Source organism: Mycobacterium pseudokansasii, assembly GCF_900566075.1.
Taxonomy (GTDB): domain Bacteria; phylum Actinomycetota; class Actinomycetes; order Mycobacteriales; family Mycobacteriaceae; genus Mycobacterium; species Mycobacterium pseudokansasii.
The window spans coordinates 4,540,101-4,562,434 of sequence record NZ_UPHU01000001.1; the positions used below are offsets into that span (position 1 = coordinate 4,540,101).

General features: G+C 66.2%; 19 protein-coding genes. 14 read left to right on the forward strand and 5 right to left on the reverse strand.

The window, feature by feature from the left end:
- Positions 1-3: 3 nt before the first annotated feature.
- The 3 genes from EET10_RS32410 to EET10_RS20440 form a co-directional block, all read right to left on the reverse strand.
- Entirely contained in the window at positions 4-234 is a 231-nt protein-coding gene (locus tag EET10_RS32410) for a PE family protein (protein WP_122502437.1), read from the reverse strand.
- Positions 235-421: 187 nt separating this feature from the next.
- Positions 422-964: a DUF3558 domain-containing protein gene (locus tag EET10_RS20435; RefSeq protein ID WP_036400417.1), complete on the reverse strand. Its 543-nt coding sequence runs from the start codon at positions 962-964 to the stop codon at positions 422-424.
- The gene (locus tag EET10_RS20440; protein WP_036400420.1) at positions 961-1,518 is read right to left on the reverse strand and encodes a DUF3558 domain-containing protein; all 558 of its coding nucleotides are present in this window, start codon (positions 1,516-1,518) and stop codon (positions 961-963) included. The genes EET10_RS20435 and EET10_RS20440 overlap by 4 nt, the downstream gene beginning before the upstream one ends.
- A 148-nt stretch (positions 1,519-1,666) precedes the next feature.
- Between EET10_RS20440 and EET10_RS20445 the strand changes: the two genes are divergently transcribed.
- The 13 genes from EET10_RS20445 to EET10_RS20505 all read left to right on the forward strand — a co-directional run bounded on the left by EET10_RS20445 (position 1,667) and on the right by EET10_RS20505 (position 19,009).
- Positions 1,667-3,415 carry an ABC transporter ATP-binding protein gene (locus EET10_RS20445; protein WP_036400423.1) on the forward strand — a complete coding sequence of 583 codons (1,749 nt, stop codon included), beginning with the start codon at positions 1,667-1,669 and terminating at the stop codon, positions 3,413-3,415.
- 2 nt (positions 3,416-3,417) lie between these two features.
- Positions 3,418-5,337 (forward strand): ABC transporter ATP-binding protein, encoded by a 1,920-nt coding sequence (locus tag EET10_RS20450; protein WP_122502438.1) that lies wholly within the window; start codon positions 3,418-3,420, stop codon positions 5,335-5,337.
- 127 nt (positions 5,338-5,464) lie between these two features.
- Complete coding sequence (locus tag EET10_RS20455; protein WP_063466441.1) at positions 5,465-5,800, forward strand: DUF732 domain-containing protein; 336 nt, start codon at positions 5,465-5,467, stop codon at positions 5,798-5,800.
- Between the two features lie 171 nt (positions 5,801-5,971).
- Positions 5,972-6,706: an LppX_LprAFG lipoprotein gene (locus tag EET10_RS20460; protein ID WP_036400750.1), complete on the forward strand. Its 735-nt coding sequence runs from the start codon at positions 5,972-5,974 to the stop codon at positions 6,704-6,706.
- A 67-nt stretch (positions 6,707-6,773) separates the two neighbouring features.
- Positions 6,774-7,172 carry a DUF4189 domain-containing protein gene (locus tag EET10_RS20465; protein ID WP_051490344.1) on the forward strand — a complete coding sequence of 133 codons (399 nt, stop codon included), beginning with the start codon at positions 6,774-6,776 and terminating at the stop codon, positions 7,170-7,172.
- 129 nt (positions 7,173-7,301) lie between these two features.
- Complete coding sequence (locus tag EET10_RS20470) at positions 7,302-8,015, forward strand: C39 family peptidase (protein WP_036400425.1); 714 nt, start codon at positions 7,302-7,304, stop codon at positions 8,013-8,015.
- A 221-nt stretch (positions 8,016-8,236) separates the two neighbouring features.
- Positions 8,237-8,932 carry a C39 family peptidase gene (locus EET10_RS20475; RefSeq protein WP_099187580.1) on the forward strand — a complete coding sequence of 232 codons (696 nt, stop codon included), beginning with the start codon at positions 8,237-8,239 and terminating at the stop codon, positions 8,930-8,932.
- A gap of 255 nt (positions 8,933-9,187) precedes the next feature.
- The gene (gene embR, locus EET10_RS20480) at positions 9,188-10,348 is read left to right on the forward strand and encodes an ATPase/transcriptional regulator EmbR (RefSeq protein ID WP_063466438.1); all 1,161 of its coding nucleotides are present in this window, start codon (positions 9,188-9,190) and stop codon (positions 10,346-10,348) included.
- A 376-nt stretch (positions 10,349-10,724) separates the two neighbouring features.
- Complete coding sequence (locus EET10_RS20485; RefSeq protein WP_099187582.1) at positions 10,725-12,503, forward strand: serine/threonine-protein kinase; 1,779 nt, start codon at positions 10,725-10,727, stop codon at positions 12,501-12,503.
- A 228-nt stretch (positions 12,504-12,731) separates the two neighbouring features.
- Positions 12,732-15,110 carry an FHA domain-containing protein gene (locus tag EET10_RS20490; RefSeq protein ID WP_122502439.1) on the forward strand — a complete coding sequence of 793 codons (2,379 nt, stop codon included), beginning with the start codon at positions 12,732-12,734 and terminating at the stop codon, positions 15,108-15,110.
- A 245-nt stretch (positions 15,111-15,355) separates the two neighbouring features.
- On the forward strand, positions 15,356-16,084 hold the full coding sequence (locus tag EET10_RS20495) for an LppX_LprAFG lipoprotein (protein WP_036400439.1): 729 nt from the start codon (positions 15,356-15,358) through the stop codon (positions 16,082-16,084).
- Between the two features lie 112 nt (positions 16,085-16,196).
- Entirely contained in the window at positions 16,197-16,535 is a 339-nt protein-coding gene (locus tag EET10_RS20500) for a DUF4189 domain-containing protein (protein WP_244602027.1), read from the forward strand.
- Between the two features lie 116 nt (positions 16,536-16,651).
- Positions 16,652-19,009 carry an FHA domain-containing protein gene (locus EET10_RS20505; protein ID WP_122502440.1) on the forward strand — a complete coding sequence of 786 codons (2,358 nt, stop codon included), beginning with the start codon at positions 16,652-16,654 and terminating at the stop codon, positions 19,007-19,009.
- Between the two features lie 9 nt (positions 19,010-19,018).
- Here the strand turns inward: EET10_RS20505 and EET10_RS20510 are convergent, their stop codons facing one another.
- A complete protein-coding gene (locus tag EET10_RS20510; protein WP_036400441.1) occupies positions 19,019-19,243 on the reverse strand; it encodes a hypothetical protein in 225 nt (74 codons plus the stop codon).
- 293 nt (positions 19,244-19,536) lie between these two features.
- Here EET10_RS20510 and EET10_RS20515 point away from each other — a divergent pair, with 293 nt between their 5' ends.
- Positions 19,537-21,507, forward strand: coding sequence for a serine/threonine-protein kinase PknH/PknJ (locus EET10_RS20515; protein ID WP_063468554.1), 1,971 nt, complete (start codon positions 19,537-19,539; stop codon positions 21,505-21,507).
- Positions 21,508-21,511: 4 nt separating this feature from the next.
- Here EET10_RS20515 and EET10_RS20520 read toward each other — a convergent pair whose 3' ends face one another.
- A complete protein-coding gene (locus EET10_RS20520; RefSeq protein ID WP_036400445.1) occupies positions 21,512-22,096 on the reverse strand; it encodes a hypothetical protein in 585 nt (194 codons plus the stop codon).
- Between the last annotated feature and the right edge of the window lie 238 nt (positions 22,097-22,334).

Consider the following 22,334-nt stretch of genomic DNA (forward strand, 5'->3'; position numbering starts at 1 on the left):
GCATCAAGGAACTGTGCGTGACCCCGCCGCCTGAGCGCTCACTGCTTGATAGCTCTGGCCGTGGTGAGCGAACAATGCCGCAATCTGGGCCGACACTTCGTCGGCAGCCGCAGCCACCACCGGTCGTGGTCGGGGCGAAAGCGGCCGCGTTGGCCGCACCGATCGCAGAGGCAACAGCGACAAGTCCGCGGCCGCATGCGCCAATTCCGTTGGCGCAGCTATCAGAAACGACATCGCTGTCTCCCGCCCGGTCGTCGCTGACTACGAGAAACCGAGCGTATGTCGTGCTGATCTGGCATTTCGCAGTTCGGGCTGTCTGACAGCAGACTGTACGCAACAGCACAGGATCCATCAGGTCTCAGCGCCTACACACGACCACCGAACACGTTGCACCTGAAGTGTTTTGGCCGCAACCCCCGACTCAGGCGTTGGTGGCCAGCGTCAACTCCATCAGCTTGATGGCCTGCCCGCAGGCGTCGATACCGGGCGCCTGCGGATTGACCCACCACCCGACCACTCCCGCCGCATCGCTGGCCACACCGCACGCGCCGTTGGGATCTCCGGTCCGCATCACAATCGAGTCGATGCCCTGGATCGTGCGATTCTCGACCTGGTATTTCAGACCCTCGGCGACCTTGCGCTCGTTGCTCAGGCTGCCCTGCTCGAACCAGAACCGGGTGATGTCGATCAAACCGGCCGGGTTGGCCGCCTGCCACCGGCATATCGCGCCCACGAATGTGCTTTGGATGTCGAGCGGATCTGCACCGACGGTCTTGGCCAGGATGTCGGTGGTCAGGACCTCACATTCTTTGAGCAGGTTCGGATATTGCCTTTCGGAATTGTCGTTGCGCGGCACTCCGCCCGCGCCCGCCTTCACGGCGGTGCCGGAAACCGACCTCGTGCAACCCACCAGGAAAATCAGCGCGGTGATCACTGCGGCGGCACCGACCAGAACACGTCTCATTTCGCGTTCGCAATCGATTGGCGGGTCAATTCCTTGGCGACGTCACACGGCGGGGGAAATGGCTTCTGGCTAAAGCTCACCGACCACTCGATGAAATCGTCCTGGAACTGGATCCCCACTTCACACAACGAATCGCCCAGACTGGGCTCGTTGCCGATCGCGATGAAGCCGCTGTGACCGTTGATGTTGATGTCCTCGACACTCGCCCGCGACAGTTCCTCGGTCTTGCGCTCCCGCCCGATCGGGCTACCGCGATACCAGGAGAAGGAGAAGTGCGGTCCCATGATCCCGCCGCCCGCCAGCCATTGGCAGCCCACTGAGTTCTTGGCGGTGTTGATCAGCCCGCCGACCCTGGTCAGCTCGGTCACGGTCTGATCGCTGATGCCGCCGCACTGCGGGAAAAACGGCCCGTGCTTGCCCTCGGCATTGCCGGGCGTCGACGAAATCGTCGCACCCGGCTGGTTGGCGCCGGAACTGGAACACGCCGCGATCGCGGGCGTCAAAGCCACCAGGGCCGACGCCGCCAACACCAGCGTCGTCACATTGCGCCGCACCGCGTACCTCTTCTCCTGCCGGTCACAGCATGCACTGTAGCCGCAGCCCCTGAGGTCAACCACCAACACGCTCGCTGATCAGGCATTTCGGTCTTACGAGCGAACCTGGCGCCGGTGCCGGGCAGTCGCGGTGTGCGACAGTTACCCCATGCTCCTGGCACTGCTGCGCCAGTACCTGCGGCCCTACCGTCGGCTGATCGCGGTACTGATGCTGTTGCAGCTGATCAGCACCCTGGCTTCGCTGTACCTTCCCACCGTCAACGCCGCGATCATCGACGATGGAGTCGCCAAGGGCAACACCACCGTCATCGTCCGGCTGGGCGTGGTGATGCTCGGCGTCACCGGATTACAGGCGCTGTGCGCGGTCGGCGCACTCTACGTCGGCTCACGGACCGGGACCGGCTTCGGCCGCGACCTGCGTTCAGCCATGTTCGAACACGTTGTCACCTTCTCCGAACGAGAGACTGCCCGTTTCGGCGCCTCGACGTTGCTGACCCGCAGCACCAACGACGTGCGCCAGATCGTGTTCCTGGTGCAGACGACGGCCACGGTGCTGGTCGCCGCGCCGATCATGAGCGTCGGCGGCATTCTCATGGCAATTCACCAGGAAGCCGCACTGACCTGGCTGCTACTGGTCAGCGTCCCGGTGCTGGCGATAGCGAACTACTGGATCATGACCCACCTGCTGCCGTTGTTTCGCAGCATGCAGAGCCTGATCGACGGCATCAACCGAGTGCTGCGGGACCAACTGTCCGGGGTCCGGGTGGTCCGCGCCTTCACCCGGGAAGGCTTCGAGCGGGACAGGTTCGCCCGGGCGAACACCGCGCTGTCCAAGACCGCACTGGCAGCGGGTAACTGGCAGGCGCTGATGCTGCCGGTGACCACCCTGACCATCAATGCGTCCAGCGTCGCGGTGATCTGGTTCGGCGGCCTGCGCATCGACAACGGCCAGATGCAGGTGGGCTCGCTGAGCGCCTTCCTGTCGTATTTCGCCCAGATCCTGATGGCGGTGTTGATGGCGACGATGACGCTGGTCGTGCTGCCGCGAGCATCCGTGTGCGCCGAACGCATCACCGAGGTGCTGTCCACCCGCACCGCCATCGGCGAACCGGCAAATCCCACATTCCCGCCCGACGGGATCACCGGCGTGGTCCGCCTGGACCGTGTGACGTTCACCTATCCGAGCGCTGATTGTCCGGTGCTGCAAGATATCTCGCTGACCGCGCGGCCGGGTGCCACCACCGCGATCGTCGGCAGCACCGGCTCGGGCAAGTCGACCCTGGTCTCGCTGATCTGCCGGCTGCGCGACGTCACCGGCGGCGCCGTTCTGATCGACGGCATCGACGTCCGCGACTACCGCACCGAAAGACTGTGGACTGCAATCGGTCTGGTGCCGCAGCGCGGCTACCTCTTTTCCGGCACCGTCGCCGACAACCTGCGTTACGGCACGACCCCGGACCAGTCGGTCACCGAGGCGGAGATGTGGGAGGCACTGCGCGTCGCCGCAGCAGACGATTTCGTGGCGGCGCACGGCCTGCAGATGCGCGTCGGCCAGGGCGGGATCAACTTCTCCGGTGGGCAGCGCCAACGGCTGGCGATCGCGCGGGCCGTCATTCGCCGCCCCGCCATCTACCTCTTCGACGACGCGTTCTCGGCCCTGGACGTGCACACCGAGGCCCGCGTTCGCTCGCGACTGCGTGAGGTGGCCGCAGCGTCAACCATTATCATTGTCACCCAACGAGTTTCGACCGCATGCCAGGCCGACCAGGTGATCGTCGTCGACGACGGCAGGATCGTCGGCGCGGGCAGCCACGAAGCCCTGCTGGCCGACTGCCCCACCTATGCCGAATTCGCCGTCTCGCAGTCGGTGACCGTCGGCGCCGGGGGGTTCCCGTGACCATGGCTATGAACCAGCGGCCACGCGGTGCGGCGCCGGCCCCCACCATGCGGTCGCAGGACTTCTGGGGTTCGGCGGCGCGCCTGGTGAAACGGCTGGCGCCGCAACGCCGGCTCAGCCTTGCGGTGATCACGCTGGGTATCACCGGTACGGCGATCAGCGTGGTCGTTCCGCGAATCCTGGGCCATGCCACCGACCTGTTGTTCAACGGCGTGATCGGGCGACGGCTGCCGGCCGGCATCACCAAGGCGCAGGCCGTCGCGGCGGCCCGGGCCCGCGGTGACAACGCGTTCGCCGACCTGCTGTCGGGGATGAATGTGGTGCCGGGCCAGGGGGTGGACCTCGGCGCGGTGGGACGCACCCTGGCGCTGGCACTGGCACTGTATTTAGTTGCTTCGCTGTTGATTTGGGCTCAGGCCCGGCTGCTCAACGTGGCCGTGCAGCGGACCATAACGACGTTGCGGTCCGATGTCGAGGACAAGGTGCACCGGCTGCCGTTGTCCTACTTCGACGGACGTCAGCGCGGCGAGCTGTTGAGCCGGGTCACCAACGACATCGACAACGTCCAGTCGTCGCTGTCGATGACGATCAGCCAGCTGGTGACGTCCATGCTGACGGTGCTGGGCGCGCTCTTCATGATGGCGTGGATCTCGCCGCTGCTGGCGCTGATCACGGTGCTGACCGTGCCGTTGTCGCTGCTGGTGACGCGGGCGATCACGCGACGTTCGCAAGGACTGTTCGTTGCGCATTGGACCAGCACCGGGCGCCTCAACGCCCACATCGAAGAGACATACAGCGGCTTCACGGTGGTCAAGACCTTCGGCCACCAGGCCGCCGCGCGAGAAGAATTCCGCAAGCTCAACGACGACGTCTACCAGGCCAGCTTCGGCGCGCAGTTCTTGTCCGGTCTGGTCGGGCCGGCGACGACGTTCATCGGCAACCTCGGTTACGTCGCCGTCGCCGTGGTGGGTGGCCTGCAGGTGGCCACCGGACACATCACGCTGGGCAGTATCCAGGCCTTCATTCAATATGTCCGCCAATTCAACACGCCGGTGAGCCAGGTGGCCGGGATGTACAACACCCTGCAATCGGGGGTGGCCAGCGCCGAGCGGGTGTTCGAGCTGCTCGACGAGGCCGAAGAATCGCCGGAGCCGGCGCCGACGTCAGCTATCCGGGGCCCGAAGCCGGTCCGGGGCCCGAGCCGGCCCGGCCGCGTCGAGTTCGAACACGTGAGCTTCGCCTACCACCCCGGTCACCCGGTGATCAGGGACGTGTCGCTGGTGGCCGAACCGGGTAGCACGGTGGCGATCGTCGGACCGACCGGCGCGGGCAAGACCACGCTGGTGAACCTGCTGATGCGGTTCTACGAGGTCGATTCCGGCCGGATCCTGATCGACGGCGTGGACATCGCCGCGATGAGCCGGCAAGCACTGCGGTCACGGATCGGCATGGTGCTGCAAGACACCTGGCTGTTCGACGGGACGATTGCCGAAAACATCGCCTACGGGCGGCCGGACGCCGCGCCCCACGAGATAACCGAAGCCGCCAAGGCGGCGCATGTCGACCGTTTCGTGCGTAGCCTGCCGGCCGGCTATCAGACCCGGATCAGCGGCGATGGAAGCAACATCAGCGCCGGTGAGAAGCAGCTGATCACCATCGCCCGTGCGTTTCTTGCCCGCCCCCAGCTGCTGATCCTGGACGAGGCCACCAGCTCGGTCGATACCCGCACCGAACTCCTCATCGCCCAAGCGATGTGCGAACTACGCCGAGACAGAACGAGTTTCATCATCGCTCACCGACTTTCGACGATTCGCGATGCCGACCGCATCATGGTCGTACAAGACGGACGGATCGTCGAACAAGGCAACCGCGCCGAACTGCTGGCCCGGCGCGGCGCCTACTACGCGATGACCCAGGCCTAACCTCGCCGAGCCGGGCGAACCGGTGCCGGCAAGTTATCAAGAAGTTATTGAGAATTCGCCAAGAGGTCGATCCGAAGCTGAGGTCACCAAGCAGGAAACCCACAGCACTCAGCAAAGGACCTCACCAATGTTCTCAGCACGCCTCACCGCAGTCCTGGCCACCGCCGTCGGCGGCGCCGCCGTCGGGCTTGCCGTCGCCACCGCCGGCGTCGCCTCGGCCACCACCGCAGCTGACGCTGCATTCATCTCGCAGATGGAGTCGGTTGGCGTTACGTTCAGCTCACCTCAGGCGGCGGTCGAAGGGGGCCACCAGGTCTGCACCGAATTGGCGGCCGGCGAAACCGGAGCCCAGATTGCGAAGGAAATCCTCAGCCAGACCAACCTGACCTCCAAGCAGGCCGCGTACTACGTCGTCTACGCAACCAAGTACTACTGCCCGCAGTACGCCAGCCAGCTCACCTGATCGACTCCCACACAGCATGCGGGGATCCCGAGAACCGGGATCCCCGCATCGCGCATTCTGCGACAGTCAGCCGCGGCGAGGTACCTGGACCCAGACCGGCCGGCCGTAACCCCGGGCTCACTAAGCTCGAAGTTCGGCTTGAGCAACTGCGGGCTGACTAAGGAGATGTCGATGAAGCTTGCGCGTCGAAGCGTTGTCGCCGCCGCGGCCACCGGACTCGCCGTCGCCCTGACGATCAGCGGCTGCGGGCATCCGGATACCAGCGCCAAATCGTCAAGCGCTACGGCAACCGCCACCAGCGGGGAGGCGGCAAGGTTGCTCAAACAGGCCACCGACGTGATGCGCAAGGTCACCGGCGTGCACCTCAGCCTTGCCGTGCAGGGTGACGTGCCGAACCTGCGGGTGACAAAGCTCGACGGCGATGTATCCACCACACCGCAGACCGTCGCCACCGGAAGCGCGACGATGCTCGTCGGCAAGGACACCCAGGACGTCAAATTCGTCTATGTCGACGGTCACCTCTACTCCGACCTCGGCCAGCCCGGCATGTACACCGACTTCGGCAACGGCGCCTCGATCTACAACGTGTCGGTGCTGCTGGACCCCGACAAGGGCTTGGCCAACGTGCTGGCCAACCTCATGGATGCGTCGGTGGCCGGCTCCCAGCAGGTGAACGGCGTGGCCACCACCAAGATCACCGGGAAATCGAGGGCCGATGACATCGCGACGCTGGCCGGCTCACGGTTGACCACCGAGGACGTCTCCACGGTGCCCACCACCGTGTGGACCGCTTCGGACGGGTCCTCACACCTCGTGCAAATCCAGATCGTCCCGGCCCCGAACACCTCGGTGACACTGACAATGTCCGACTGGGGCAAACAGGTCACCGCTACCAAACCGGTCTAGCCATTGGCGGATGGCGTCACGGCATGTTGATCCGGCCGGACCGCCGACGCTCGGAAAGGATTCACCAATGACGATGATGGTTCCCCATCGGCGCCGGTTCGCCGTGACGGTCGCCCGGCTGACGGTTGTCATCGTGACCATCGCGGCCATCGCAACAACGGCGGCGACCGTGGTGCCGGCGCCCGCGGCACGCGCCACCGATTCCTACGGTGCGATCGCCTATTCCAGCAACGGGTCGTGGGGCCGGTCGTGGGCCTACCCCACCAAGGCGGCTGCCGAAGCCACAGCGGTCAAATCGTGCGGCTATTCCGATTGCAAGGTGCTCACCTCGTTCACCGCCTGCGGTGCCGTCGCCGCCAAAGACCGCGACTACAAGGGCGGCACGGGCCCGACCCTCAGCGCCGCCATGAAAGACGCGCTGAGCAAACTCGACGGCGGCTACATCGACACGTGGGCCTGCAACTGACGCACCCCCGCACGGTCGGGCCGCGGCCCGAGGTCACTCCAAGAATTCGACGAGATAACGAATAGGCCACCATCAGAGCCTTTTCTCAACAGCCCCTCCACCGGAGCGGAATTGAGAAAGGACCCGGCCATGAAGACCGTCAACATCTCCATCGTCGCCAAGGCAGCCGTCGCCGCCGCACTCGCCGCCGGCCTGTCACTGGGCTTGGCCAGCCAGGCCGACGCATCCGTCGGCGGCACCATGTTCGGCGACCCGACCGCGGCCGCCAAGTACTGGCGTCACCAGAACTACGACGACTGCGCGATCATGTCGAGCGCCGACGTGATCGGTCAGATCACGGGCAAGCTGCCTTCAGAGCGGGCCATCATCAAAGTGGCCCAGTCGACGCCCAGCACCAGCCACCCCGGCTCGATCTACATCAAGCCGACCGACAAGAACGACCCGAACTCGGGCATGGGCACCAACCCGGAGGACCTGCCGACGCTGCTGGCGCACTACGGAGTCCACGGCCTCAACACCGACTCGGACACCGCCGCACAGACCGGTCTCGCCACCGGCATGGACGCGCTCGAGCAGTACCTGGGCAGCGGTCACGCGGTGATCGTCGGGGTCAACGCCGAGATGATCTGGAACCAGCCGATCGAGAACAAGGGCAGCGACGGCCAGCCGCGGGCCGACCACGCAGCGGTGGTCACCGGCGTCGACACCGCCAACGGCGTGGTGCACCTCAACGACAGCGGCAATCCGGACGGTCGCGACGAGCAGATCCCCCTCGAGACGTTCGTCAAGGCGTGGGCCACCAGTCACGACTTCATGACCGTCACCCAGGAAACACACAAGTAGCCCTTGGTCCAGACGAGTGACTTCTGTGGCGGGCAGCCACCCGACGCATAGCGCGGGTCGGCTGCCCGCCAAGCGTGTTTTGCGGCTCCGAATACCCGAAATGCCCGGGTAGATCACTTCAAGGATTCATAGAGATAACGAAAAGCCCGTCATCGGAACCTTTTCTCAACGCCCCTTCCGCCGGTGGCGGAACGAGAGAACAAGAAAAGGGAAAGACACCGATGAAGATCTCCACCATCGCCAAGACCGCCATCGCCGCCACCTTCGCGGGCGCGCTGGCACTGGGACTGGCTGTCCCGGCCGATGCGGCGATGGGCACGATGTACGGCGACCCCGCGGCGGCCGCCAAGTGGTGGCGCTACCAGAAATACGACGACTGCGTCATCATGTCCAGCGCCGACGTGATCGGTCAGATCACCGGCAAGGAACCTTCGGAGAGGGCGATCGTCAAGGTAGCCCAGTCGACACCCAGCACCGTCCACCCCGGCTCGATCTACATCAAACCCGCCGACCCTTCGAACCCGAATTCCGGCATGGGCACCAGCATGTGGGACGTGCCGGCCCTGCTGGCGCACTACGGCGTCGACGCCAAGGTCACCGACACCGACGACGCCCCGCAAACCGGCATCCCGACGGGCATGGAAGCGCTCGAGCAGTACCTGGGAGGCGGCCACAAGGTCATCGTCAGCCTCAACGCCGAAATGATCTGGGGTCAGCCGATCGAAAACAAAGACAGCGACGGCAATCCGCGCTCCGACCACGCGGTGGTGGTCACCGGAGTCGACACCGCCAACGGCATCGTGCACCTCAACGACAGCGGTACCAAGCAAGGCCGCGACGAGCAGGTCCCGATGGAAACCTTCATCAAGGCATGGGCCACCAGCCACGACTTCATGGTCGTCACCACCGGCACCTGACCCACGACCACGGCGACGGGCAGCCGCCGTGCACCCGGTGAGCTGCCCGCCGATCACGAGTCTCCAAGGGCCACACGGTGATTCGCTATGAGGACACCGATGGACGGGCGTTTGCGGCCCGGCGGCGCGACGGGATCGACGTGCCCGGGCCGTTGGTTCGTACCGGATCGGCGAACTTCGTACCACAATGACCGTTGATGATGGTTGCTTGACACTAGGCAGATGAGGCGCAGATGAAGCCGCGGAGGACCCGGGATGGCTGGTAACGCGATGACGGGCAAACGTCTCGAATTCGGGCTGCTGGGACCGCTGGAGATGAGCATCGACAACGCCCTGGTACCGACCGGCACCCCAAAACAGCGGGCGGTGCTGGCCATGCTGGTGATCAACCGCAACCGACCAGTCGGGGTCGACGCGCTGATCACCGCCCTCTGGGAGGAATGGCCTCCCTCCGGAGCCCGGGCCAGCATTCATTCCTACGTGTCCAACCTGCGCAAGCTGCTCAGCGGCGCCGGGGTCGACCCCCGGGCGATATTGGCCGCAGCACCCCCGGGCTACCGGCTCAGCATCCCGGAAAACAGCTGCGATCTAGGGCGATTCATCGCGGAGAAAGCCGCTGGAGTACACGCGGCCGCTGCCGGCAAATTCGAACAGGCCAGCCGGCATTTGGCTGCGGCACTGCGGGAATGGCGTGGGCCCGTGCTCGACGACCTGCGCGACTTCCAGTTCGTCGACGCGTTCGCCACCGCGCTCGTGGAGGACAAGATTCTCGCCCACACCGCCAAAGCGGAAGCCGAGATCGCTTGCGGCCGCGCCGCTGAGGTGATCACCGAACTGGAGGCGCTCACCGTCGAACACCCGTATCGCGAACCACTGTGGGCGCAGCTGATCACCGCCTACTACCTCACCGATCGGCAATCCGACGCGCTGGGCGCCTATCGGCGGGTAAAGACAACCCTGGCCGAGGATCTCGGCATCGACCCCGGCCCGACTCTGCGCGGTCTCAACGAACGCATCCTGCGCCAGGAACCGTTGGACGCCAAGATGAACGCGAAGTCCACCGCCGTCGGCACCGTCACCGTGCTCGACCAACGGACCATGGTGACCGGACAGCAGGCCGTCGCCTGCCTGCACGACATCGCCACCGGGCACGACCACCCTCTTCGCACCGCGGCAACCCGTATCGGCCGTCTCAGTGACAACGACATCGTGCTCGACAGCGCAAAGGTCAGCCGCCATCACGCGGTCATCATCGATACCGGGACCAACTACATCATCAACGACCTCCGGTCATCCAACGGCGTGCACGTAGGGCACCAGCGGATCCGCGGCGCCGCCACGCTCAACGATGGCGATCACATCCGTATCTGCGACCACGAATTCACCTTTCAGATCGCTGTCCGGCGTAATCGCTAGCCTGGCGGCAGCAAAGTTGTGTCGCAACCGCTTTGACCCGCGACGAGCCGGCTCGACAGGACGGGTGCCGGCTCAGTGTCGCACTGCGCCAGGGCTTTTCGCCGCACGGTGACCGCACGGCCCGGCGCCCGGCCAGCGCGCGGCGATAGCCGGACGCCGTCGTGGCCGACCGTGTTCGTCCGAAGACCGACGGGGCAACCGGTGCCCGGTCACCCGCGGACGGATAAGCCCTGTTTTCGCGCGGTCGGGTTGGCGAGGGCTTACCGTCATGGTTACCGTCACGGGTTGCCGGGCCCGATGGTCGCACTCGCTGCGATACGTCGGGCCCGCTTGATAGGGTCGGCGGAATTCGGGTTGGGTCGAGGGAGGATCAGCGATGGGCGAGGCGCCAGACTCGCGTGTGGGGTCGATGTTCGGCCCTTACCACCTCAAGCGGCTGCTGGGCCGTGGCGGTATGGGCGAGGTCTACGAAGCCGAGAACACCGTCAAGGAGTGGCCGTGCGCGGTCAAGCTGATGACCGCCGAGTTCAGCAAGGACCCGGTGTTTCGCGAGCGGATGAAGCGCGAGGCCCGCACCGCCGGTCGGTTGCAGGAACCCCATGTGGTGCCCATCCACGACTACGGCGAGATCGACGGGCAGATGTACCTGGAGATGCGCCTGATCGAGGGCACCGACCTGGACACCCTGCTCAAGCGTTTCGGTCCGCTGACCCCGCCGCGGGCGGTGGCCATCATCAGCCAGGTCGCCTCCGCCCTCGACGCCGCCCACGCCGCCGGGGTGATGCACCGCGACGTCAAACCGCCCAACGTCCTGGTCACCCGCGACGACTTCGCCTACCTCGTCGACTTCGGCATCGCCAGCGCCACCACCGACGAGAAGCTGACCCAATTGGGCACCGCGGTGGGCACCTGGAAATACATGGCGCCCGAACGGTTTTCCAACGACGAGGTGACCTACCGCGCCGATATCTACGCGTTGGCGTGCGTGCTGTACGAATGTTTGACCGGCTCCCCGCCTTATCGCGCCGACAGTGCGTCCACCTTGGTCACCGCGCACCTGATGGATCCGGTGCCGCAGGCCAGCGCCGCGCGCTCGGGGATACCCAAGGGGTTGGACGCCGTGATCGCGCGCGGCATGGCCAAGAGGCCTGAGGACCGCTACGCCAGCGCCGGCGATTTCGCCCGGGCCGCCCACGACGCCCTCAGCGACCCCGATCAAGACCATGCGGCCGACATCCTGCGCCGCAGCCAGGAAGCGACCCTGCCGGGCACCGCTTTTGCGCCCCAGCCGCCCACGCTTGCTGCTGCGACGCCGCCACCGGCGCCGCAGTACCCGGAGCCGGCCGGTTCGGGGCCGTTGCCACAGGCGAGCCCGACCGGGCAGCCCGCGTGGGCACCGGCGAGCGGTCCCATTCCGGCCGCCGGCCAGGCCGCCCCGGTCCCGCAGTACTACCAAGGCGGCGGCTGGGGGGGCACGCCACCGGGCACGCCACCACAACAGCCCGGGAGCCCGGCACCCTGGAATCAGCCCGCACGGCGCAAGCGCAACCCGTGGCCGATCGTGGCCGGCGCAGCCGCCCTGGTAGTCGTTCTCGTCGTCGCCGCCATCGGGATCTGGTTGGCGACCAGACCGGACTCCACCCCGAAGGCGGACACCACGACCTCCGTCCCCACCACCAGGCCGACGACCCCGAGTTCCCCGGCGACAACCACCCCGGCCGGGGACCCGCAAAGCAGGCTGATGAGTTATCTGCCGTCCGGCTACGCCAGCGGCACGTGCACACCGACCAGTCCCAAGCCGGACAGCGTTTGGACCGGAGCGACAGCCATGTACAACTGCGGGCAGAACACCAACCAGGGCGGCCCCAGCCGCGCCATTTACGGACTGTTCCCGACTCTGGACGCGCTCAAAAAGGCCTTCAACGACGACATCGCCGCGGTAGATCTGATGAACTGCCCCGGGGAAGGACCGTCGCCGGACGGCTGGCATTACGACAGGACACCGAACGTGACCGCCGGCATGATCGCTTGTGGCACCTATAAGAACCACCCGAACGTGATCTGGACCAACGAGGAAAAACTGATGCTCAGCGACGTCTTCGGCGATCCGGCCACCATCGACGAACTGCACACGTGGTGGGCGAAGTACGGCTGATCCAGACCGTCCGTAGCCGCTGAAGCCCAAGCAGCACAACAAGATTTGCAGGCACGGGGCGGCGATGAGCACGATGCACGGGATGGGCGCAACCGTGCGACCCGTAGCCGTCGAGGCGATTCCCAGGGACGTCATTTCGCCCACTACGGCATGCACAATTGCTACGTTGCCGTGGGGTGATGGTGGTGGTGGTTTGGGGTTGTTGGGTGGAGGTGGCGGAGGCGGGGTATGGAGGGTAGGACCGAGGCGGTCGTGATGGATGTGCCCCGGTTGGAGGTGCGTGCTGGTGGGCGGGTCTGGCATGCCACGCCGAATCGGGTGTGGACGATTGGTCGTTCGGCTGAGGCTGATGTGCGGTTGGATAATCCGCGGGTGTCGCGTGATCATGCGGTGTTGCAGCCCGGGCCGGGGGGCTGGGTTTTGGTCAACCACAGCAGCAATGGGATGTTTGTCGAGGGTGCGCGGGTCGAGCGGGTGGTCATTGCGCGGCCGGTGTCGGTGATGTTGGGTTCGGCGTCCTCGGGTCAGCTGGTGCAGTTGGCGCCGGGCGGGCAGCCCGGCGCGGCGGCGCCGCAGCCTGCTGGGGTGCTGGGCCAGACGACGGTGGCCCGCCCGCCCACGGCGGTGCATGCCATTGATCAGTTGGTGGTGACGATCGGGCGTGGCCCCGACAACGATGTGGTGCTCAATGATCTGCTGGTCTCGCGCCGTCATGCCATGCTGCGCCGCTCGGGCAGTCAGTGGGAGCTGGTCGACAACAACAGCGCCAACGGCACCTACGTCAACGGCACCCGGATCAGCCGGGCGCTGCTGGGGGCCAGCGACATCGTCGGTATCGGTCATCAGCTGCTGCATCTGTCCGGGGATCGGCTGGTGGAATACGTTGACACCGGCGACATTTCCTATGAGGCCGCCAACCTGCGGGTGGTCACCAAAAAATCCAAGGTGTTGCTGGCCGACGTCAGCTTTGCCCTGCCCCAGCGCAGCCTGTTGGCGGTGGTGGGGCCCAGCGGGGCCGGTAAATCGACGCTGCTGGGGGCGCTGACCGGGTTCCGCCCGGCCACCAGCGGCAGCGTGCGCTACGACGACCGCGACCTCTACGACAACTACGCCGAACTGCGCCACCGGATCGGGTTCGTGCCTCAAGACGACATCTTGCACACCCCGCTGACGGTCCGGCGGGCGCTCAATTACGCTGCGCGGCTGCGTTTTCCCCACGACGTGTCGGCCGCCGAACGCAACCAGCGCATCGCGGAGGTGCTGACCGAACTGGGCCTGTCCACCCAGGCCGATCAGCGCATCGACAGTCTGTCGGGCGGGCAGCGCAAACGCACCAGCGTGGCACTGGAACTGCTGACCAAACCCTCGCTGCTGTTTTTAGACGAACCCACCTCCGGGCTCGACCCCGGCTATGAAAAATCGGTCATGCAGACCCTGCGCTCACTGGCCGACGACGGCCGCTCGGTGGTGGTGGTCACCCACAACATCGCCCACCTCAACATGTGCGACCGGCTGCTCATCTTGGCCCCCGGGGGGCGGCTGGCCTACTTCGGCCCACCCCAGCAAGCCTTGAGCCACTTCCACTGCACCGACTTCGCCGACCTGTTCACCCTGCTCGAACGCGACACCACCACCGACTGGACCGCGCGCTTTCACGCCTCACCGCTGCACGCCGCCGTCACCGCCCACCCCGCCCCCAAACCCGGCCCACCCCCACCAGCGCCCACCACCAAAGCCCTCGCCCAACAAAGCGCCCTGGCCCAATTCGCCATCTTGTGCCGGCGCTACCTGGCCGTCATCGCCGCCGACCGCCAATACTCGGTGTTCCTGCTGGCCCTGCCGCTGCTGCTGAGCCTGTTCGCCCACGCCGTACCCGGCAACGCCGGACTCTCACTGGCCAAAGCCATCGAAGAACGCTCCACCCAACCCTCCCAACTGCTGGTCCTGCTGATCATCGGCGGCGCACTGATGGGCTGCGCAGCCTCCATCCGCGAAATCGTCAAAGAACAAGCCATCTACCGCCGCGAACACGGCATCGGCCTATCCGCCAGCGCCTACCTGGCCTCCAAACTCGTCGTCCTGACCGCACTCACCACCATCCAAGGACTCATCCTCGGATTCCTGGGAACGGCGTTCCTGCCTCCCCCCGATAGCTCCGTGCTGTTGCCGCAGCACGCCGACGAAACACAACAGCATCTCGTCGGCGCGGTCGAGGTGGCGGTGGCCGTCGTTGCCGTCACCGTGGTCTCGATGATCATCGGCCTGCTGATCTCGGCGCTGATCGGCAACGCCGACCGGGGCATGCCCCTGCTGGTACTGGTGGTCATGGCCCAACTGGTGCTCTGCGGCGGAATGTTCGGAGTCAACGGCCGGCCTCCGCTCGAACAACTGGCCTGGCTGTCCCCGTCCCGATGGGCCTACGCCATGGCCGCCGCCACCGTCGGGGTGAACTTCCTGCACCCGGGCGCGGAAGACCCGCTATGGGATCACGATCGCAGTAATTGGCTCACCGCCGCCGGTATGTGCGCGGCACTGGCGGTGATCCTGGTGCTCCTGCTGGCGCTGCGGCTCAAGCGGCTCGACCCCCAGCGAAAGGGTCGTAAGTAAGCCCGCGCGATCGGCGCGGCGAACCCGGCGATGTTGCTGACCAGCCTTGGCTGCGGGCCGGTCACCGGTGCGGCGCCGTCGGCTTACCGCTTTGCTCCAAACGGCGATCACCCTCTCACCACCGACACCAACGAAAAGGTGGTCAAGCCGATATCGGCGGGTTTACGCTAAGTCGCCTGGCTTTGGCTGCCTCCAGCCGAGTTTGCCCGCGGCAACGTGCCGTTGCCTCGACGAAGGAGATGTCTATGAAGCGCTGGTCTCGCGCCGCTGCGGCGGCCGTGTCCGCCGTCGCCGCGACGGCACTCGTGCTCACGGGATGTTCCAGCTCAAACAAGGGCGCAGGCGGCGGGTCGAGCAGCCCGGCCACTGGCGACGCCGCCAGCATCGTCAAACAGGCTGCCGACGTCATGGCCAAGGTCACCGGGATGCACGTGAGCCTCACGGTGCAAGGCTCGGTGCCCAACCTTGCAGTGACCAAACTCGACGGCGACGTCTCCAACACGCCGCAAACGGTCGCCACCGGTACCGCGACGCTGGTCGTCGGCAAGAACCCGGTTGATTCGAAGTTCGTCTACGTCGACGGACATCTCTATTCCGATGTCGCCGACCCCGGCACGTACGCCGATTACGGCAACGGTGCGTCGATCTATGACGTGTCGACCCTGCTCGACCCGAATCGCGGCCTGGCCAAACTGCTTTCCGATCTGCAAAGCCCGAAAGTGGTTGGCAGCGAGCAGATCAACGGGATCCAGACCACCAAGATCAGCGGGACGTCGTCAGCCGACGACATCACCACACTGGCCGGGGCCCGCCTGAGCCCGAAGGACGCGCAGGGCACACCCACCACCTTCTGGATCGCCTCGGACGGGTCTTATCACCTCGTCAAGATCGAAATCAGCCCGGTCCAGAACGGGACCGTGACGATGACCATGTCCGACTGGGGCAAGCAAGTCACCGCAACCAAACCGGCATAGCCGGCCAATCCGACATCGAGCCCACCTCTCGTCTCAGCATTTGCCGGACCACCGAACCTGGAAAGGAACCACCATGGCATTGACCGCTTTTCAACGCCGAGCTGCGGTTTCAGTGACCAACCTCGTAGCGGTGACGGCGATGATCCTCACGCTGGCGCCGGCAGCCGAGGCCGACGGGTACGTGGGCGCGATCGCCTACTCCCCGTCCGGAAAAGTGTTCGGCCGCACCAAGCATGCTCCGTCGAAGGCCGCCGCGGAGAGCGCCGCGCTGGGTGCATGCGGTTACTCCGACTGCAAGGTGCTCGTCACCTTCACCGACTGCGGCGCCATCGCCGAGAACAGCCGCGGTGATCACGCGGGCGGTTACGGGCCTACGCTGCTGGCCGCAGAGCAAGACGCCGCGAAGAACCTCGGTACCTCAGGATGGATCGGGACCTGGTACTGCAACTAAAGGCTGCTGCGGTCGAAACTCCGGGCCGGCAGCGCACGCGCGCCCTAAAGATTGTTGCCGTGGGGTGATGGTGGTGGTGGTTTGGGGTTGTTGGGTGGAGGTGGCGGAGGCGGGGTATGGAGGGTAGGACCGAGGCGGTCGTGATGGATGTGCCCCGGTTGGAGGTGCGTGCTGGTGGGCGGGTCTGGCATGCCACGCCGAATCGGGTGTGGACGATTGGTCGTTCGGCTGAGGCTGATGTGCGGTTGGATAATCCGCGGGTGTCGCGTGATCATGCGGTGTTGCAGCCCGGGCCGGGGGGCTGGGTTTTGGTCAACCACAGCAGCAATGGGATGTTTGTCGAGGGTGCGCGGGTCGAGCGGGTGGTCATTGCGCGGCCGGTGTCGGTGATGTTGGGTTCGGCGTCCTCGGGTCAGCTGGTGCAGTTGGCGCCGGGCGGGCAGCCCGGCGCGGCGGCGCCGCAGCCTGCTGGGGTGCTGGGCCAGACGACGGTGGCCCGCCCGCCCACGGCGGTGCATGCCATTGATCAGTTGGTGGTGACGATCGGGCGTGGCCCCGACAACGATGTGGTGCTCAATGATCTGCTGGTCTCGCGCCGTCATGCCATGCTGCGCCGCTCGGGCAGTCAGTGGGAGCTGGTCGACAACAACAGCGCCAACGGCACCTACGTCAACGGCACCCGGATCAGCCGGGCGCTGCTGGGGGCCAGCGACATCGTCGGTATCGGTCATCAGCTGCTGCATCTGTCCGGGGATCGGCTGGTGGAATACGTTGACACCGGCGACATTTCCTATGAGGCCGCCAACCTGCGGGTGGTCACCAAAAAATCCAAGGTGTTGCTGGCCGACGTCAGCTTTGCCCTGTCCCAGCGCAGCCTGTTGGCGGTGGTGGGGCCCAGCGGGGCCGGTAAATCGACGCTGCTGGGGGCGCTGACCGGGTTCCGCCCGGCCACCAGCGGCAGCGTGCGCTACGACGACCGCGACCTCTACGACAACTACGCCGAACTGCGCCACCGGATCGGGTTCGTGCCTCAAGACGACATCTTGCACACCCCGCTGACGGTCCGGCGGGCGCTCAATTACGCTGCGCGGCTGCGTTTTCCCCACGACGTGTCGGCCGCCGAACGCAACCAGCGCATCGCGGAGGTGCTGACCGAACTGGGCCTGTCCACCCAGGCCGATCAGCGCATCGACAGTCTGTCGGGCGGGCAGCGCAAACGCACCAGCGTGGCACTGGAACTGCTGACCAAACCCTCGCTGCTGTTTTTAGACGAACCCACCTCCGGGCTCGACCCCGGCTATGAAAAATCGGTCATGCAGACCCTGCGCTCACTGGCCGACGACGGCCGCTCGGTGGTGGTGGTCACCCACAACATCGCCCACCTCAACATGTGCGACCGGCTGCTCATCTTGGCCCCCGGGGGGCGGCTGGCCTACTTCGGCCCACCCCAGCAAGCCTTGAGCCACTTCCACTGCACCGACTTCGCCGACCTGTTCACCCTGCTCGAACGCGACACCACCACCGACTGGACCGCGCGCTTTCACGCCTCACCGCTGCACGCCGCCGTCACCGCCCACCCCGCCCCCAAACCCGGCCCACCCCCACCAGCGCCCACCACCAAAGCCCTCGCCCAACAAAGCGCCCTGGCCCAATTCGCCATCTTGTGCCGGCGCTACCTGGCCGTCATCGCCGCCGACCGCCAATACTCGGTGTTCCTGCTGGCCCTGCCGCTGCTGCTGAGCCTGTTCGCCCACGCCGTACCCGGCAACGCCGGACTCTCACTGGCCAAAGCCATCGAAGAACGCTCCACCCAACCCTCCCAACTGCTGGTCCTGCTGATCATCGGCGGCGCACTGATGGGCTGCGCAGCCTCCATCCGCGAAATCGTCAAAGAACAAGCCATCTACCGCCGCGAACACGGCATCGGCCTATCCGCCAGCGCCTACCTGGCCTCCAAACTCGTCGTCCTGACCGCACTCACCACCATCCAAGGACTCATCCTCGGATTCCTGGGCCCGGCGTTCCTGCCCGCACCGGACCAATCGGTGGTGCTGCCCTGGCCGACGGTCGAGGTGGCGGTGGCCGTCGTTGCCGTCACCGTGGTCTCGATGATCATCGGCCTGCTGATCTCGGCGCTGATCGGCAACGCCGACCGGGGCATGCCCCTGCTGGTACTGGTGGTCATGGCCCAACTGGTGCTCTGCGGCGGAATGTTCGGAGTCAAGGGCCGGCCTCCGCTCGAACAACTGGCCTGGCTGTCCCCGTCCCGATGGGCCTACGCCATGGCCGCCGCCACCGTCGATCTCAACGACCTGCGCCGCACCGCCGGCGGGGACCAGGATCCGCTGTGGGACTACAAGGTCAGCAGCTGGCTGTTGGCCGCCGGAGCTTGCCTGATACAGGCGATCGTGCTGGTGATGCTGATCGCGTTGCAACTCAGGCGTCTCGACCCGCAACGCAAAGCCCGCAAGTGAACCGGGCTGTCAGGCGTGCTTCATGACGAACGGGACCCCGCTGACGGCCAGCGAACCGCAGGACAGCTGTACCGACAACAGCCGGTATCCGATGTAGTACACCCCGTAGGACCAGGCGCGTCCGGCGCTGGTACGCCACTGCGCCGGGAACGTTGCCGCACACCCGACCAAGGCGGTCAGCACGAACATGACAGCGACGTGGGTCTTCGAGCCGGTCCCGGCCGTGGTAGGCATCTGTCTCTTCCTTTCTCGACAGCTCTCGACGGCTGAGGAGAGCTTCTGCCTACGCGCTTGCCGCATTCTTGCGGACTTCTTGGCGCCGACCAGCCCCAGGGAAGGCCGGTCGCCGGGCGGGTGCCGGGGCGGGTGCCAAGCGATCCGCGACGCGGTTGTCGCATCGCGGTGCGGGTGGGCCCCCGCCGGCCCCTGGCCATTTCCGGGCCATTTCCGGGCCTCGCGGCTGACGCGCCTGGCTGACTGTTGTTGATAGTGTCTGCGGCATCGCGGCGTGACCGGGAGGATCAGCGATGAGTGACGCGCAGGGCTCGCGAGTCGGGTCGACATTCGGGCCCTATCGCCTGAAGCGGCTGCTGGGCCGCGGCGGGATGGGCGAAGTCTACGAGGCCGAACACACGGTCAAAGAGTGGACGGTCGCGGTCAAGCTGATGTCGGAAACCTTCAGTAAGGACCCGGTGTTTCGGGAGCGGATGAAGCGTGAAGCGCGCATCACCGGCCGGCTGCAGGAACCCCACGTGGTGCCCATCCACGACTACGGCGAAATCGACGGGCAGATGTACCTGGAGATGCGCCTCATCGAGGGCACCGACCTGGACCACATCCTCAAGCGCTTCGGCCCGCTGACCCCGCCGCGCGCGGTGGCCATCATCACCCAGATCGCCTCCGCCCTGGACGCCGCCCACGCCGCCGGCGTGATGCACCGCGACGTCAAACCGCAGAACATCCTGGTCACCCGCGACGACTTCGCCTACCTCGTCGACTTCGGCATCGCCAGCGCCACCACGGACGAAAAGCTCACCCAATTGGGCACCGCGGTGGGCACCTGGAAATACATGGCGCCCGAACGTTTCTCCAACGACGAAGTCACCTACCGCGCCGACATCTATGCGTTGGCCTGCGTGCTGCACGAATGCCTGACCGGGAGTCCGCCCTACCGCGCCGACAGCGCCAGCATGCTGGTCACCGCTCATTTGATCGAGCCCATCCCCCAGCCCAGCACCCTGCGGGCGGGCATCCCCAAGGCCTTCGACGCGGTGATCGCGCGCGGCATGGCAAAAAAGCCCGAGGACCGTTACGCCAGTGCCGGAGATTTGGCGCTGGCCGCCCATGAAGCGCTCAGCGACCCCGATCAAGACCACGCTGCCGACATCCTGCGCCGCAGCCAGGAAGCCACCCTGCCCGGCCCGCCCACAGCCGTCGCGCCGCCGACCATGCCGGCCACCGGGATGGCACCTTCGGCATCGCCGGCCCCCGCCGCGCCGGCACCGCGACCCGCCCCGCAGCGGCAGCCGCCGTATTACCCCGCCGGGGCCGGTTCTGGGCCCTCGTCGGGACCCGCTGCGGCCTCCACGCCGCCCGGGCGGGCTCCAGCCCCGCCGCCAGCCGCGCCAGCGGGCCAACCCTCGTGGGCCCCGACGAGCGGCCCGATGCCGGCCAGCCAGCCGACCCGCAGCCCGGCGTTCTACCAAGGCGGCGGCTGGGGCGCTACGCCACCGGGCACACCGCCGCCGCAGCAGCCCCCGGGCCCACCGGGCTGGAATCAGGGGCAGCAGCCGTCGGCATCACGAAACCGCAACCCGTGGCCGATCGTGGCAGCCGTCGCTATCGTCCTCGTCCTGGTCGTCGGAGGCGTGGGTATCTGGCTGGTCACCCGGCCCAAGCCGGCGCCGCCGCCGAAACCGATCTCGGAGGACCGGCTCAGCGCGCTGTTGCTGAGCCCGTCAGAAATCAACTCCGTGATGGGCGCGTCGAACATTCAGCCGGGAAAGCCCATCACGTCGATGGACACCTCCCCGGTGACGCTGTCTCTGCCCGACTGCCAGGCGGCCTTGTACACCAGCCAGGATCCGGTGTACGCCGGCACGGGTTACACCGGCATCAGCGGTCTGGTGTCGTCGGAACCCGGGGACAACTACGACCATTGGGTCAACCAGGCCGTGGTGGCCTTTCCGTCCGCCGACAAAGCTCGCTCGTTCCTGCAGTCCGCGGCGGGCAAATGGAAAAACTGCGCGGGCAAGACGGTGACCGTGACGAACCAGGGCAAGACCTACCGGTGGACGTTCGCCGACGTGGTCGGCAGTCCGCCGAAGATCACGGTCATCGACACCCAGGAGGGCGCTGACGGCTGGGAGTGCCAGCGCGCGATGAGCGTGGCGAACAACGTGATCGTCGACGTCAACGCCTGCGGTTACCAGATCACCGATCAGGGTGGCCAGATCGGCGACCAGATCATCGCCAAGGTCAACAAGGAAACCAAGTAGAGGACTAATCCCCCAGATCGGGTCCCTGGGCGCGGAGGTCGTCCACCGCCGCCATGGCGGTGCGCAACTTGGCCAGCCACTCCTCGGTATGTTCACCGACCAGCCTGACCGACCAGGCAAGGGCGTCGGCGCGTGACCGCGCGACGCCGGCGTCGACCAGCGTGTCCAGCACTTGACGCTCGGGTTGCCTCAGGCGGGTCATCACCGGAACCGCGATGTGGGTGAACAGCATGCGCTCGGTGCCGGTGTCGGAGACGACGTCCACGCCCCAGGACACCTTGCGTCCATAACGATCCTGAGCCTCGTCGGCGATCCGCATCCGCTCGGAGCGAGTTTCCTCCCGGAACCGCGAGGCTCGTCCCTTTCCGCGTGCCGGACTCTGCTCCTGTCCGGAATCCTCTGGTGCGGCCAGCTTGCCGATCACCGTGATCTCCTCGCGGTCGACGATGACCGTGGGATCGCCGTCGAACCAATCTTCCGGGAGACGTCCGGCGAACCATTCGGCCGCATCACTGGCGTCGGGTTGCTGCGCTTGCTGCCAGCCCCCGGGCCGCCCGTACCGGTGTCCGTGCATATGGTGTGCCTTCATAATTACATGATTACACCGTAATACGTATTAGGGTATACCGTTCACTGGCGGCGAACGCCCACGCCCCCGCCCGACCCTGCTCAAGCCATCGGCGGGCCGGAAGACCATTGCTATCGGGTAATGCACGGTTGTATTTTTGGTAGCGAAGCAGGCCCGGAAGCGACCGAACTCAAGTGCCGGAAAACGGGGTGAGATCCGGCAGCGCAGGATCCGCGTAAGACGGAGCCAGACGCCCCCG